Source organism: Centipeda infelix ATCC 43532, from assembly GCF_000234095.1.
GTDB lineage: Bacteria > Bacillota > Negativicutes > Selenomonadales > Selenomonadaceae > Centipeda > Centipeda infelix.
The window spans coordinates 189693-204045 of record NZ_JH376799.1 but is presented as its reverse complement, the minus strand read 5'-3'; the positions used below and the strand labels follow the sequence as shown (position 1 = coordinate 204045).

The window sequence follows — 14353 nt, the reverse complement described above, 5'->3', positions numbered from 1 at the left end:
ATGATGAAGAAAAGATATACGGCACTGTTTGCGGCGGTGTTTACAGTCAGCATGATTGCGGGCTGCGGCACGAGCAACAGCGCGGATCAGGGAACGACGGCAAAGGCGCAGCCGTCCGCCGAACAGAGCAAAGGCTCGGGGCAGCGCGGTGAGGCTGCGCCGACGTTCACGCTCAAGAACCTCGCGGGCGAGGATGTCGCCGTCGAGGCGAAGGGCAAGCCCTACATCATCAACTTCTGGGCGACGTGGTGCCCCCCCTGTCAGGCGGAGATCCCCGACCTCGCGGCGTTCCATGCGGCGCACAAGGATGCGGTGGACTTCTACGCTGTCAACTTGCAGGAGGATGCTGCGCCCGTGCAGAAATTCATGCAGGAGCGCAAGGCAGATCTGCCCGTCGTGCTCGACACGAAGGGCACGGCGGCGACACTCTATGGCGTACGCGCGATCCCGACGACTGTCGTCGTGGACAAGGAGGGCAAGGTTGCTTACCGCAAGACAGGCGGTGTGACGAAAGAGGAACTGGAAGATGTCATTGGCAAGCTATAAAAGTGTGACGCAGGGAGGGAGAACCGTATGGAAATGACCCTGCTCGGCGGGGCATTCCTCGCGGGCTTTCTCTCGTTCATCTCGCCGTGTGTCCTGCCGCTCCTGCCCACGTTCTCGCTGATTCTCGCGAAGAACAGTCAGCAGGACGGCGGTGAGGCACGGCGGCTGTATGCGAATACGACCGCATTCCTCGCGGGCTTTACGCTCGTCTTTGTCCTGCTCGGCGCATCGGCATCGCTGCTCGGCGCGTGGCTCTTTTCCTATCAGGAGCTTCTGCGGCAGGGGGCAGCTGTGCTGATTATCGTCATGGGACTCTTCATGACGGGCTGGATACGGATTCCGCTGCTTCTGCGTGAGTACCGCCCGTTTCAGCGGCGCGGCTTTGACGGCATCGGCGGCGCGTTCCTTCTCGGCTGCGGCTTCACACTCGGATGGACACCGTGCACCGGCCCGATGCTCGCGACGATTCTCCTCTATGCGGGGGATACGGCGACCGTCGGTGCGGGTGCTCTGCTCCTCCTCGTCTACAGTCTCGGCTTTGCCGTGCCGTTCTTTCTGCTCGCCGTCATCTGGCGGCGGCACATCATGAAGCTGCGTGCGTTCTACCAGTATCTCCCACGCATCCAACAGGCGGCGGGCATTGTGCTCGTCCTCCTCGGCGTTCTGCTCTGGTCGGACTCGCTCACCTATCTCGTGCGTATTCTATCCTAAACAAAATGAAAACGACCTCCCTTCATCGCGTTGTTGCGGCGGGGCGGTCGTTTTCGTTTGTGCAGATTGAATTTTGGGACACTGTGTGCTATGGTATAGAAGGAAATTACCTAACATTTGGAAAGGCTTATGGAATATCCGTACATGAAAAACACATCATTCACCACACAGGAACTCGTCTTTACTGCACTTATGACAGCACTCGTCTTTGTTGCAACCTATCTGCCGCACATCCCGATCCCGCTCGGCTATGCGCATCTCGGCGACGCGGTGATTTTCCTGCTTGCGCTTCTCACGCCGCGCCGCAGTGCGCTCGTTGCCGCGTGCTTTGGTTCGGCACTCGCCGATCTTCTCGGCGGATTTGCTATTTGGATCGTGCCGACGCTCGTCATCAAATTTGTCATGGCGGAGATCGTCTATCGCGTCGGCCGCAGGGGAGATGCAATTGCACCGCGTGTGAGCATCATCGCCGCGCTCCTCCTCTCAAGCATCTGGATGGCAGCGGCATATACCCTTGCAGGTGCGGTGCTCTACGCTAGTATGTCCGCCGCACTTACCTCTACGCTGGGACTTATCATGGAGGGACTTGTCAACAGCATCATCGCCTTTTTCCTCCTGCCGCTCCTGCGGGGGAGATTCCCGCAGTTTTGACGGAACAAGGAATGCTTTAGCAAACAAGCAGATTCTTTCGATATAAGTATATGGGCGTTTGTATGCGGAGAAAGGGCGGAGTATGAGGGAACAAAAAGCCGCACACAGTGGTTCACAGACAGAAGAAGCCGTTCGTCGGATTGCAGAACTTAGAGCACAGGGGTGCCGTCTTTATTATTTTGTGCCCGATTTTGCCTCGGATGAGGGCTTGTGGTGCAGTGTCTTCCGTTCGTACCTCCGCGCTTACTCCGCCGAAAATCAAGCGGCGCTTATTCTGATGCTGCCGGAGGCCGATGCCTCAGCAGAGCTGGGCGAGATGCTCGAACTCCTTGCGGCACTCGGCGAAGATGCTCCACTTGTGCTTGCACATCTATATTCAGATGCTTTTTTTTATGCGGCACTGCGGCGGGAGGACTGCCTGATCGCGACAGCGGACGAGCTTTCTTCGCACTGCACCCGTATTGCCGTCGGGATGGGCGCATCGGTTGTGCATGCCGCCGGCTGGATGCCGTATCAAAAGACCTGTGATGTCAGCATATGTGTTGCGACATATCATTCTGACGATGAAATGCTTTTTGCGACGCTTACTTCGATTGTTCAGCAGCGGGGATGTTCCTTCGAGATTCTGGTGGGGGATGACGGTTCAGAGCATTTTGATGTGAAGCGTGTGGAACTGTGGCTTTTGCAGCATCGGTTCAAGGACTATACGATTTTGCATAGTGCCGAGAATCGGGGTACAGTCCTGAACTATATGAATATGTATATTCACGCCTGTGGACACTATATTAAGAACCTATCTCCGGGCGATTTCTTTTACAGTAATCACGCTTTAGCAGATATGATGCAGTTCATGAAGCAGAACGGGTATCAATTTGCATTCGGGCGTTCTTGTAACTATCGTAAGGAAAAAAATCAATACATTATTGTGGATCGTATGAACCCCCATTATTTGCGTCCATATCGAGAAGGCGCTGTTTCTGCGATCAAGGAGGCGTATCTCGTCTGTCAGGATTATGCGGTTGGTGCGGCCTTTCTTGTTGACCGCGAATTGATGATCTCCTATACAAGGGATATCGTCGGTCATGTGACCTATATGGAAGACGGTGTTCATATTATGATGGTCGCAGATGATATTCCACTCGGATTCTGGGATCATAATTTTATCTGGTATGAGTGTGAGACCGGGATTTCCGGCGGTCCGTCACAGGAGTGGATCGAGCGTCTGGGACGGGATCACTGTACTGTCCTCATGATGATCGCGCAGCGGCATCCGGAACTGCGGGAATTGTGCACATGGCATGTCGGTGGACGAAAGCCGTCGGATGTGCCATACATGAAGATCATGGAAGCGTACTATGCTGAAATGAGACGGGTACGGGAAACAACGTCCTATCTGCAAAGTGTCGATCCGAACGAGCTGAAAAAACTCGTTCATGGGGAAGTTTTATTTGCATTGAATGAGAATGCCGCAGAAGGCAATTCTGTGCGACACTCCGATGCACAGGCATTTGAACGCCCCGTTATATTGGCGGAGGAGACCCAGCGAAAACTGAATAATTTTTTTGTAAAAGTGTCGCAGCTGCGTGAGGTCGTCGGGCAACAGCTTCGCAGTGAAGCCTATGAGAACGTCATGAGGTCGATGGAATATCTAGCGACCATCCTCTATCACTGCAATCAGACCTATACCGATGAAGTCCTCGAAGAATATCTTTCCACTCTGTCAAAGCTGCTGCCGGAGCCGTCTTCTGTGCAGGAACCCCATGAGCGACAGCGCATTGTATTCTACGATGCATTCGGATACGACATACGCGGACTTGCCTTCATCTATCTCCGCGCACTCAGCCGCATGGATGTTGATCTCTACTATATCGCACCGGAGTCTGCACGGGGAAATATTCCGAGACTGGAAGCGATATTGAATGAATGCGGCGGCTGCATTTGCTTCTTGCCGGATGCGGCGAAGACGGGCGCATGGTCGCGTACACATTTTCTGTGCAGTCTCATGGATGAGATCCGACCCGACATTGGATTTTTATATACGACACCGTGGGATATTGCGGGGATTCTGACATTCATGCGCTTTGCGGGACGCATGAAGCGATATCAGATCAATCTGACGGATCATGCCTTCTGGCTTGGTGTGAATGCGTTTGACTATTGTCTTGAGTTCCGCGATTTCGGAGCAAATGTCTCACGGCAGTATCGAAAGATCGCACCACAGAAAATATTGAAACAGCTCTACTATCCTTGTATCGATAGGACGCTTCCGTTTCAAGGGTTCCCGTTTGAAAAGGCGACTGGGGACTTTATCATATTCTCGGGTGGGGCTGTTTATAAAACGCTTGACCGAATAAAAACATACTATCAGATTGTTGATTTCTGTCTTGCGAACTTCCCTCAGGTGAAATTCTGGTATGCGGGAACGGGGCCGCAGAATCAGTTTTTGGATCTGCGAGCCTTGGAGCAAAAATATGTGGGACGGGTCTTTCTTACGGGAGAGTGTGAAGACCTGTTCCAAATCATGCAGAATGTGGATATGTATCTCAATACCTGTCCGCAAATCGGTGGATTAATGACACAGTATGCCGCCTTGGCGGGCAGACCGCCGTTCAACTTCCTCTGTCTCCCGTACGGGGCGGGTGCTCCCTCGGTACTTCTGCCTGTGGAAGAGCTGGGCATCGAGTATACGGATATGGAGGAGTTTCTTGCGGAACTGCGGAACTTTATCGAAGATCCGACCTACCGTCAAATGAAAGAGAGCGTATTTCGTGCAAAAAAACTCGTTATTACAGAGGACGAATTTGCGGAGAATTTGGCGAAGATCCTGCGCGAGAATCGCTCGGACTATCCCATCCAGGTATTCGACGTCGATCTGCGGGTTCAGGAGGTTCTGTATGCGCAGCTCTGGGAACAGGCAAAGTGGGATGAGGCGGATTCCGAGTAGCTTTATCGGAGCATACCTTTTAGAACAGGAATCGCTGATAAAATGAAGTCCGTTAGATTGGTGTAGATTTTTGTCCGAACACGGAGACAAACCAAACGCATAGCGAGGGCTATGTGGAGGATGTCGACACAGTACGGGCAAAAAAAGATACGTCAAAATGACGTGGCCGAATTTATCAGTGCTTCTTTAAGCGATGGGAGTGCACTATGCAGATCGTAAAATATATGTTTCAGCCGCATGGCGATGAGCGCGGGATGCTTGTCGCGCTCGAGGAGTTCAACGATATCCCGTTTCGTATCAAGCGCGTCTACTATATGTATGATACCGTGTCGGGGGTGGTGCGCGGGCATCACGCACATCGGACACTGGAGCAGATCCTGATCTGTATTCACGGGAGCTGCAAGGTGCGGCTCGACAATGGACACGAGAAGAAGGTCGTTCCGCTCGAAAAACCGTATGAGGGTCTTTACCTTTCGAATGCGATGTGGCGAGAGATGTACGACTTCTCCGAGGATGCCGTGCTCATGGTGCTCGCGTCCGAGGTCTACGATGAGGCAGACTATATTCGCGACTATGATGAATTCCTGCGTATGGTGCATGGGGAGGAACGGGCATGAAGATTGATCTTGCTGTACTCGGGCGGCAGTATGAGCTCCACGCCGCAGCGTATGAGGCGGCGGCACTGCGTGCCCTGCGTTCGGGGTGGTACATCATGGGACCGGAACTCGAGGCATTCGAGGAGGAGTTTGCAGCATACACGGGCGCGAAATATGCGGTCGGGCTGAACTCGGGACTTGACGCCCTGACGCTCTCAGTCGCCGCGCTCGGCATTGGTGCGGGCGATGAGGTCATTGTGCCGGCGAACACCTATATTGCAACCGTGCTCGCGGTCACGGCAAACGGAGCAACTCCCATATTCGTCGAACCTGACGGATACTACAATCTGGACACATCGAAACTCGAATCCGTGATTACGGAGCGTACGCGTGCCATCATGCCCGTTCATCTCTACGGGCAGGCGGCTGATATGGGGCGCATGGGGGAGATTGCGGCGCGTCACCACCTTGCCGTCGTTGAGGACTGCGCCCAGTCGCACGGCGCACACTTCGGTACGACGATGACAGGACGTTTCGGGGATGTTGGTTGCTTCAGCTTCTACCCGACGAAAAATCTCGGCGCATTTGGTGATGCGGGGGCGATTGTGACGGATGATGCGGGACTTGCTGAGCGTATCCGGATGCTTCGCAACTACGGGAGCAAGGAGAAGTATCATAACGAACTATGCGGGATCAACTCCCGTCTGGATGAGATTCAGGCGGCATTGCTGCGTGTCAAACTCGGATACTTGTCAGAGCTGACCGCAGAGCGCAGAGAGATTGCAGCGAAATACCTTGCGGGGATTCATAACGAGTATATCATCCTGCCGCAGCTGCGTGATGGGGCGGAACATGTCTATCATCAGTTCGTTGTGCGGACGACAACGCGCGATCATTTTAAGGCATATCTCAAGGACCACGGCATCGAGACGGTTATTCACTATCCGATCCCGCCGCATCTGGCAGAGTGCTATGCGCAGCTCGGCTATGGACACGGCAGTTTCCCCGTCGCCGAGCAGTACGCGGACGAGGTGCTGAGCCTGCCGATATTCAATGGGATGCGGGCGGATGAGATTGACTATGTGATTGATACGGTCAACGCGTACTCGAGGGAAGTGTACAGTACGTCATGCTGTGATGGAACGACTAAGAGATAAGGGACTGCGATTAGGTGCGATATCATTTGGACGATAAGAATCTCCTTGGGCTCAACCATTTTATCAGCAATTCCTATAAAAACGGTGACTGATTGAGAGGACGGGCTATGGAAGAATCGGGTTTTTGCAGTTTGGATTTGGCTGCTTACTATTTACAGAAACTCCATAACCGCGCACATACAGATCGCAAGATGCGCGTTCTTTTTCTGGTACATGAGCCGTCCCTTTGGGACAAGCAGGAATATGTGTACGATTTGTTTGCTGCCGATGACATGGTGGAGACAACCCTTGTGCTGCTTTCCAGCTACAATGCAATTGATGCGGCAGAGCATAAACCTGCGGGGCGATATGTGGACAAGACATGGCACTTCTTTCATGACCGTTATCCTAATGTATTCGATTTTACCAATGTTATTGATTTGAACGTTTTTCAGCCTGACTACATCTTTTTGCCGACACCGTATGATGGACTGCGTCCTCTTCACGGGACACACACATCAGAGCTTGCCAAGATTGCAAAGATTTGCTATATCGCGTATGGGACACCTGGGTCAAAGTTTTTTATTCAAGTGGAGGCTTCACTCGCGCCATTCTTTGCCCATGTGTCATTTCATTTCTGCGATTCCGAGGAGGAGCAGATCGCCATGGAAGCCGCCTACCCGGATACGGTCGCAGCCGGCGTGCAGCATTTTGAGAATATCGGTTATCCGAGCTTCGAGCCCTATCTGGAATATCGATGTGAGCCACACATTCGGCGGCGAGTTCTATGGATACCGCGCTGGAATACGGCGGCAAATGTTGGGGGAAGTCATTTTTTAGTCTACAAGGATGCGTTTCTTGCGTTTGCACGGAAATATGGCAGCGAGACATTGGAGTTTGCCATCCGTCCGCACCCGCTTATGTTCGACAATTTCATCCATAGTGGGCAGATGACGGCGCAGGAGGTTGCCGACTTTAAGGCCCAACTGGCGGCATATGGAATTGTGCTGGATGAGGGACAATACAGCGTTTTTGAAGCGCTGACCTCGGCGGATATCCTGCTGGCGGACTTCTCATCGCTCAATATGCCCTTTTTCCTGCTGGACCGACCGCTCATCTATTGTCCGAATGACAGTGAATTGACGGATGATTATAAGAAGATGGCTGCGGGCAGTTATGTTGCTGAGACATGGGGGGCGGCAGAGCATTATTTGGAGCGGCTGATTCGCTATGAAGATCCGGTGGCGTATCAGCGGCGGGGGATCGTCGAGGAATTTCGGGCGAAGCATATCGGCGCCGCACAGCGCATTGCTGACCGCATCAAAAGAGATTTCGCAGAAAGCGTTCATCCGCGTACGGCTTGTCTGCCCGAGATCGAGCAGCGGCTTTTTGAGGCGAAGAAAACTCTTGTTTCGATCATGGGGAGGAGTTCTGATCTCCTGCCGCATTTCTGTGAACAGGAGTGGTACCCTCTTTATCTGGAGATGCTCTCCATGCATCCATGGAGCGATCATTTCGTATGGGGCGAGCAGCAGATTCTCGTAAAGTTGAAGGAACTCTACGCCACTGCCGTGGAGCGGGAGCATCGTGCCTGTCTTACCCTTGCGATGCTGCTTTTTGCCGATCCACTGATACTGCCTGTTCCTCTTGAAATAGATCTTTTCCCTGATGGACTGTATGCAGATTTGCGGGAGGCCTTTGCTGAGCAGCGCAAAGAGCTCGGAATCGGGACGGTCAATGTCTATGCGGAGGAGTGTGCGGTACATGACAGCGGTTGATGTTTCGGTCTGTGTCCTCACCTATCAACCGGATTATGAGAAGCTGTTCATGACTCTTACCTCTGTCATTCGTCAACAGGGATGCTCCTACGAAATTATCATTGCAGACGATGGGACGCCGGATTTTCGGCAGGATATGGTCGAGGCATGGATGACGGTGCATGGGATCACCGATTACTGCATCGTACGCAGCATGGAGAACCATGGAACGGTTCGTAACGTATGGAACGCGTACGCAATCGCACGTGGAAGATATGTTAAGCCGATCTCCTCGGGGGATTTCCTATACAATGATACGGCGCTTGTAGGAATGCTCCAGTTTATGGAGCAGGAAGGATACCACATTGCCTTTGGGCGCAGCTGCGCTTACGGCAGGGCAGAAGGGAAGTACCATATCTATGATCGGATGCAGCCATTTCAGCTGAAGCCATATCGAGAGAGAAACCTTCCGGCGATCAAAGAGGCATATCTCGTGTGTCAGGATTATGCCTGTGGAGCTTCGTTTATGGGGGAGCGTACACGTATGGTCTCGTATACAGATCTTATTCTCGGATCTGTTGTGTATATGGAGGATTCGGCGTATGCGTTGATGGTAGCGGATGACATATCTCTCGGCTTTTGGGATTATAATTTCGTATGGTACGAAAGCAGTCATGGTATATCAAATGTGGCATCCGAAGAGTGGAAAACTCGACTTTTGCGCGACAATCAAATGATGCTTGCAATCATGGCGGAGCGGCATACGGAGTTCAGGGCCCTTTGCAAGTGGCACATAGAGGGGCGGCGTGATACGAACTCCCCCTATGCAGAGATCGTTCGCAGGTATTATGCTGAGGTGGATCAGATCATTGCCACAGACACGTATTTGCAGGATGTCAACCCCTATGAACTGCAGAAATTGACGGAATGTAACAGTAGATAACGAGATGCTTGGAGCGTATTATGCAGGGGATTCGACTTGATGGGCAATCGGTATATTTGGTGGAGGCTGTGGAGGCATATTTTCCCTACATCATTGCATGGCGCAATGATCCCGAGAATAACCGCTATCTGAATCAGCCCTTTTTGCTCACGTTGGAAAAACAGCGTGTATGGTATGAATATTATTGTACCGATCCAACGCAGGGGCTTCTCATCGTCGTGGACAAAGAAACGGACACGCCATTTGCCACAATGGGGTGGACCGACTATGATTCGGAGCGGCGGCGCTGCATCACGGGACGGCTGCTCGTCGGTGACCGTCACTATCGGGGAAGCCTGCTCTTTGCAGAGGCAAGTTTCCTTTTTGCGGACTATATGTACAGTGCATTTGACGTAGATACTTGCTATGCGCATATCGTGCACGATAACATTGCTTCCATCCGTTATCATGAGAAATATGGGTTTCATCGGAATGATGGCGTCGTACAATTCCCAGATGAGCTTATCGTGAACGGCATGCGGCAAGGGGAGTATGTGCGTTCTCAGGCAGATTGGCTCTCTGTACGGGAGCATATTGCTCAGCGTCTGTCACGGGATGAAATACGGATGAATCAAGCAGGAGAGGGAAGGATATGATGAGGGCAAATGCATTTGCCAATCGCGAAACAGCGGCGTACTATTTGCAGGAAATTCATAACCGTGCACATACAGATCGCAAGATGCGCGTCCTTTTTCTCGTGCATGATCCGGTGATCTGGGATAAACAGCAGCCTGTCTATGATGTGTTTGCTGCAGATGCGACGGTGGAGACCGTCATCGTACTTGTCCCAACCTACAAGGCAACAGACGTTGCCGCACAGAATTCGGTGGGGCGGTATGATATGCACTATTGGAAGTCCTTTCATGAGCACTATCCCAATGTCTATGACTTTACCAATGCTTACGATCTGCGTATTTTTGCGCCCGACTATATCTTTTTGCCGACCCCATACGAAGCCCTTCGTCCACTCTGCGGTACACATGCGCGCGAACTTACCAAATTTGCAAAGCTTTGTTACCTCCCATATGGGACACAGGGGATGAAGTTCTTTATTCATGCAGAGATGGAGATGCCGGAGTTTTTCTCACATCTGAGTTTTTTCTTCTGTGACTCTGAGGAAGAAAAGAGCATGATGGAATCCGCCTATCCGATGACGGTCAATGCCGGTGTGCAGCACTTTGAGGATCTTGGGTATCCCGGCTTTGAACCGTATTTGAATACATCTCATGAAGACCGTGCCATACGAAAAGTTCTATGGATGCCGCGTTGGAATACGGAGAAGTGGATTGGCGGAAGTCATTTCTTTGACTATAAGGATGTATTTCTGGCATTCGCAAAAAAGTATGGAAGTGAAGAGCTGAAATTTGCAATACGACCGCATCCGCTTATGTTTGACAATTTTGTCCAAAAGGGGCAGATGACGGCACAGGAGGTTGCGGACTATAAGGAACAGCTGACGGTATATGGCGTTGAATTGGATGAGGGGCGTTTTGCTGCTGAGGAGGCTCTTCGTGCGGCGGATATACTGCTGACGGATTTTTCTTCACTCAATATGCCGTTCTTCCTGCTCGATCGTCCAATGATTTACTGTCCGAATGATTCTGAACCGACGGATGATTACAGGCAGATGCTCAACGGCAGCTATGTCGCCCGAAACTGGGACGAGGCAGAATATCATCTGGAGCATCTGCTGCGTGGCGACGATCCCGCGGCAGCGCGACGCCGGGAAATTATTGCTGTGTTCCGCAGGAAGCATATGGGAGCGGCGCAGCGCATCGTCGCGCGGCTCAAGCGGGACTATGCCGATAGTCTGCATCCTGCGGAGGCCTATTTACCCGAAATCGACCGATGGATTTTTGAGCGAAAGAAAGAACTTGTTCCTGTGATCGGGAAATGGCAAGAGGGGTGGCTTGCCCATTTCTGTGAACAGGAGTGGTACGAGGGATATCTGGCTCTCTTGCAGCTGCGTGTCCGAAATGAAAATCTGGTGTGGGGAGAACAGCAGATTCTTGCAAAATTGCAGGAACTGTATGTTGCTGCTGATTGCCGTGAGCATCGTTCCTGCCTTACCCTTGCAATGTTGCTCTATGCCGATCCTCTGACACTTCCTGTGCCGCTTGAAGTGGATCTTTTCCCGGAGGGGCTGTATGCAGATCTGCGGGAGGTCTTTGCCGAGCAGCGGTCGGAGTTGGGGCTTGCGTGCTGGGGAAATGGAGCGAGATCTGATGGCGCTTGATAGGCAGACGTGTCCCATTTCGGCAGAAGAAATATTCATTCGGAGAACGATTAAGCAGTATTTTGGCAAGAAGGCGGCATCCGGGGCCCTGTTGCCCCTCAAGGAAGGTATGACAAATGATTCCTTCCTATTTGACGTGCAGGGGAAGAAATATATCTTTCGCTGCAACGGAAAGGGGACCGAGCTTTTAATCGATCGTGAGAATGAGAAGGCTGTCTATGAGATGCTTCGCTGTACGGACATCACAGAGGATATTGTTGTGCTCAGCGTTGAACCGGGCTATAAGATCTCGCGCTACTATGAAGACTCTCATGTCTGCGATCCTATGAATATGGATGAGGTGCATTCCTGCATGAAAGCGCTGCGTTCTTTTCATGAGCGCAGACTGTGTGGTGCGAGTACGTTTAACCCTTTTGAGGCTGTGATCCATTATGAAGAAGTCCTTAATGGAGGGATAAATGTCTGTCCTGAATACATGAGTATAAGGGAAGCTGTTTTTTCTTTGCGACCATTTCTTGCGCCGTTCTTAGAAAATAGAGATACACTCTGCCATATTGACTCGATTTCTGATAACTTTCTCTTCGTTGAGGGGCGTGAATCCCCCTACCTTATTGACTGGGAGTATGCGGCATGTTCCGATCCTCTTGTTGATGTCGCGATGTTTGCGATTTATGCGAACTACGCGGAAGCGGAGACAACGCAGCTGCTTGCGGGTTACTTTCCCGAGGGGGCCGACGAGCAAATCAAGGCGAGGGTATATGCCTATATGGCGGTGGGCGGACTTTTGTGGAGTCTATGGTGTGCCTATAAAAGCTCTCTTGGCGCATCTTTTGGTGTGTATGCTGAGAATCAGCTGCGCTTCGCAAAGACGTATCCGGCAAAGGTGCATGATCTGTTAGGGGATATGTGATGAACCGCTATCCTCTATGGCTTTTGCTCGGTGTTGCAAGTGGCTTCCTATGGGGCTGTAATAATTATCTGTATGCGGCGGGTGTGTATGAGGCGACGGAGGGACTTCTGCCCATCGGTATTCTTTTCCCACTCGTTTGTACGGCGATCAACGATGTGAGTGCGGCTGTCTTTTTACTTGTACTCAATGGTGTACGTGGTGTCCTTCGCTCTTGCCATACTGTGATTGTCAGTCGCTCCGGTGCTTTTCTGATTGCTGCGGCGTTCCTCGGCGGTCCTTTGGGACAGCTTTCCTATTGTCTCGGTATTCTGTGGGCGGGACCGACGTACGCACTGGCACTTTCGGCACTCTATCCCGTTGTTGGCTGTGTTTTGGCACGTATTTTCCTGCATCAGCGGATGAATACAGGTATGTGTATTGGTATTTTGCTCGCTGTGGTGGGGGCCGTTCTTGCGGGTTTGACTGAGCCGGAGACTGTTCCACCGCTGCTTTCTGGGGGGATCCTTTGCAGTCTCCTTGCTGCTCTCTGCTGGGGCAGTGAAATCGTGCTTGCGGTACGGGGAATGGATGATATTTCACCGGGGCTTGCCATTACGCTGCGTGAAAGTATCTCCGGTGTGGTGCTGCTTGTCGTGACATTCGTGTTCTTGTCCGGCAGCTCTGTGTGGCTCTCCTTCTCCGATAAAATGTTAGCACTCGGAACACTTGTTTTTGCAGGTGTCGCTGCAGGCGCGTCTTACTTCCTCTGGTATGCGGTTAATCGTGCGATTGGTTGTGCGCATGGAATGGCGACCAATGCGAGCTATATCATATGGGGAGCGTTGCTGCAATGGGGGCTTGGTAATGATCCACCGTCGAGGCTGATGGTATTCGGCTGTGCGCTTGTCTTTGCGGGTGTATTATTGGTCTCGCTTTATCCACAGAAAGAAGAAACGACATTGTGACGAATGAGGAATTCTTGCAACTCTATGCTGCACAAAAGACAGAGGATGAAGCACAGCGATTGCATGCGAGAGATATGCTCACTCCCTACCGCGTGAAGAATGCTGTGCTAATGGCAGCGGGCTACGGATCACGGCTTGGACCAATCACGGAGCAAATACCGAAGGGGCTGCTGCGGATACGCGGTGAGGTTCTGGTTGAGCGGCAGATTGAGCAGCTTGTTGAGGCGGGCGTTGCAGATATCTTCCTTGTCACGGGATATCGAAGTGAACAGTTTGCCTATCTTGGGACGCATCCACATGTCCACATTGTGGAGAATCCGGACTATCACCGCTATAACAACACATCATCGCTCTATCGTGTGTTGGATGAACTCGACAACACATATATCTGCTCGGCGGATAATTATTTCACGAAGAATGTCTTTGCACCCTATGTCTACCGTTCCTATTATGCAGCGACCTATGGAGACGAGCCGACGGAGGAATACTATCTGTCCGTGGATGCGGATGACCGCATCACGGGGGTGCAGATTGGCGGCGCGCGCGGCTGGTATATGATGGGGCATGTGTATTTCACACGTGCATTCAGCGAGAAATTTCGTACGCTGTTGCGGCACGCGTATGAAATAGATGCCGCAGTACGTGAAATGCTCTGGGAGCAAGTCTATATGCAGCATCTCAATGAATTGATTTTGTATCGGAAATGCTATCCACAGGGAATTATCTATGAATTCGACACCCTTTCGGATATTCTAGCGTTTGATCCAAAATTCAGATGACGGAATCGGCTGCAAAAACTCCTTATGTTGCAGCGATGCAGCATGAGGGGGCGCTTTTGATGAGAATTTCTATTGATTATTGACCAGTAACATATGTTACGTCTATGGAGAGACTTCTTTGCTATAATCAGCACAACAAATGTGTATTGTATATGACAGCA

13 protein-coding genes are annotated in these 14353 nt (G+C 51.7%); all 13 read left to right on the top strand.

All coding sequences use genetic code 11. The features are described from left to right. Nucleotides 1-3 precede the first annotated feature (3 nt). The 13 genes from HMPREF9334_RS06985 (at nt 4) to HMPREF9334_RS06925 (ending at nt 14192) form a co-directional block, all read left to right on the top strand. Nucleotides 4-546: a TlpA family protein disulfide reductase gene (locus HMPREF9334_RS06985; RefSeq protein ID WP_006692777.1), complete on the top strand. Its 543-nt coding sequence runs from the start codon at nt 4-6 to the stop codon at nt 544-546. Nucleotides 547-573: 27 nt separating this feature from the next. Beyond that, a complete protein-coding gene (locus HMPREF9334_RS06980) occupies nt 574-1257 on the top strand; it encodes a cytochrome c biogenesis CcdA family protein (RefSeq protein ID WP_006692776.1) in 684 nt (227 codons plus the stop codon). A gap of 144 nt (nt 1258-1401) precedes the next feature. Further along, complete coding sequence (locus HMPREF9334_RS06975; RefSeq protein ID WP_245535236.1) at nt 1402-1908, top strand: ECF transporter S component; 507 nt, start codon at nt 1402-1404, stop codon at nt 1906-1908. Between the two features lie 82 nt (nt 1909-1990). Further along, complete coding sequence (locus HMPREF9334_RS11715; protein WP_006692774.1) at nt 1991-4852, top strand: glycosyltransferase; 2862 nt, start codon at nt 1991-1993, stop codon at nt 4850-4852. A gap of 206 nt (nt 4853-5058) precedes the next feature. Continuing rightward, nucleotides 5059-5469 carry a sugar 3,4-ketoisomerase gene (locus HMPREF9334_RS06965; protein WP_006692773.1) on the top strand — a complete coding sequence of 137 codons (411 nt, stop codon included), beginning with the start codon at nt 5059-5061 and terminating at the stop codon, nt 5467-5469. Continuing rightward, nucleotides 5466-6605, top strand: a complete 1140-nt coding sequence (locus HMPREF9334_RS06960) for a DegT/DnrJ/EryC1/StrS family aminotransferase (protein ID WP_006692772.1) — start codon at nt 5466-5468, stop codon at nt 6603-6605. The genes HMPREF9334_RS06965 and HMPREF9334_RS06960 overlap by 4 nt, the downstream gene beginning before the upstream one ends. Nucleotides 6606-6742: 137 nt before the next feature. Beyond that, the gene (locus tag HMPREF9334_RS06955) at nt 6743-8362 is read left to right on the top strand and encodes a CDP-glycerol glycerophosphotransferase family protein (RefSeq protein WP_245535235.1); all 1620 of its coding nucleotides are present in this window, start codon (nt 6743-6745) and stop codon (nt 8360-8362) included. Beyond that, complete coding sequence (locus HMPREF9334_RS06950) at nt 8349-9284, top strand: glycosyltransferase (RefSeq protein WP_245535234.1); 936 nt, start codon at nt 8349-8351, stop codon at nt 9282-9284. Before HMPREF9334_RS06955 ends, HMPREF9334_RS06950 begins: the two co-directional genes overlap by 14 nt. Before the next feature lie 20 nt (nt 9285-9304). Then, nucleotides 9305-9919, top strand: coding sequence for a GNAT family N-acetyltransferase (locus HMPREF9334_RS06945; RefSeq protein ID WP_006692769.1), 615 nt, complete (start codon nt 9305-9307; stop codon nt 9917-9919). After that, nucleotides 9916-11559 carry a CDP-glycerol glycerophosphotransferase family protein gene (locus tag HMPREF9334_RS06940; RefSeq protein WP_006692768.1) on the top strand — a complete coding sequence of 548 codons (1644 nt, stop codon included), beginning with the start codon at nt 9916-9918 and terminating at the stop codon, nt 11557-11559. Before HMPREF9334_RS06945 ends, HMPREF9334_RS06940 begins: the two co-directional genes overlap by 4 nt. Continuing rightward, nucleotides 11534-12469 (top strand): phosphotransferase, encoded by a 936-nt coding sequence (locus tag HMPREF9334_RS06935; RefSeq protein ID WP_006692767.1) that lies wholly within the window; start codon nt 11534-11536, stop codon nt 12467-12469. The genes HMPREF9334_RS06940 and HMPREF9334_RS06935 overlap by 26 nt, the downstream gene beginning before the upstream one ends. After that, complete coding sequence (locus tag HMPREF9334_RS06930; protein ID WP_006692766.1) at nt 12469-13413, top strand: DMT family transporter; 945 nt, start codon at nt 12469-12471, stop codon at nt 13411-13413. Before HMPREF9334_RS06935 ends, HMPREF9334_RS06930 begins: the two co-directional genes overlap by 1 nt. Then, complete coding sequence (locus HMPREF9334_RS06925; protein WP_006692765.1) at nt 13410-14192, top strand: NTP transferase domain-containing protein; 783 nt, start codon at nt 13410-13412, stop codon at nt 14190-14192. The genes HMPREF9334_RS06930 and HMPREF9334_RS06925 overlap by 4 nt, the downstream gene beginning before the upstream one ends. Nucleotides 14193-14353 lie beyond the last annotated feature (161 nt).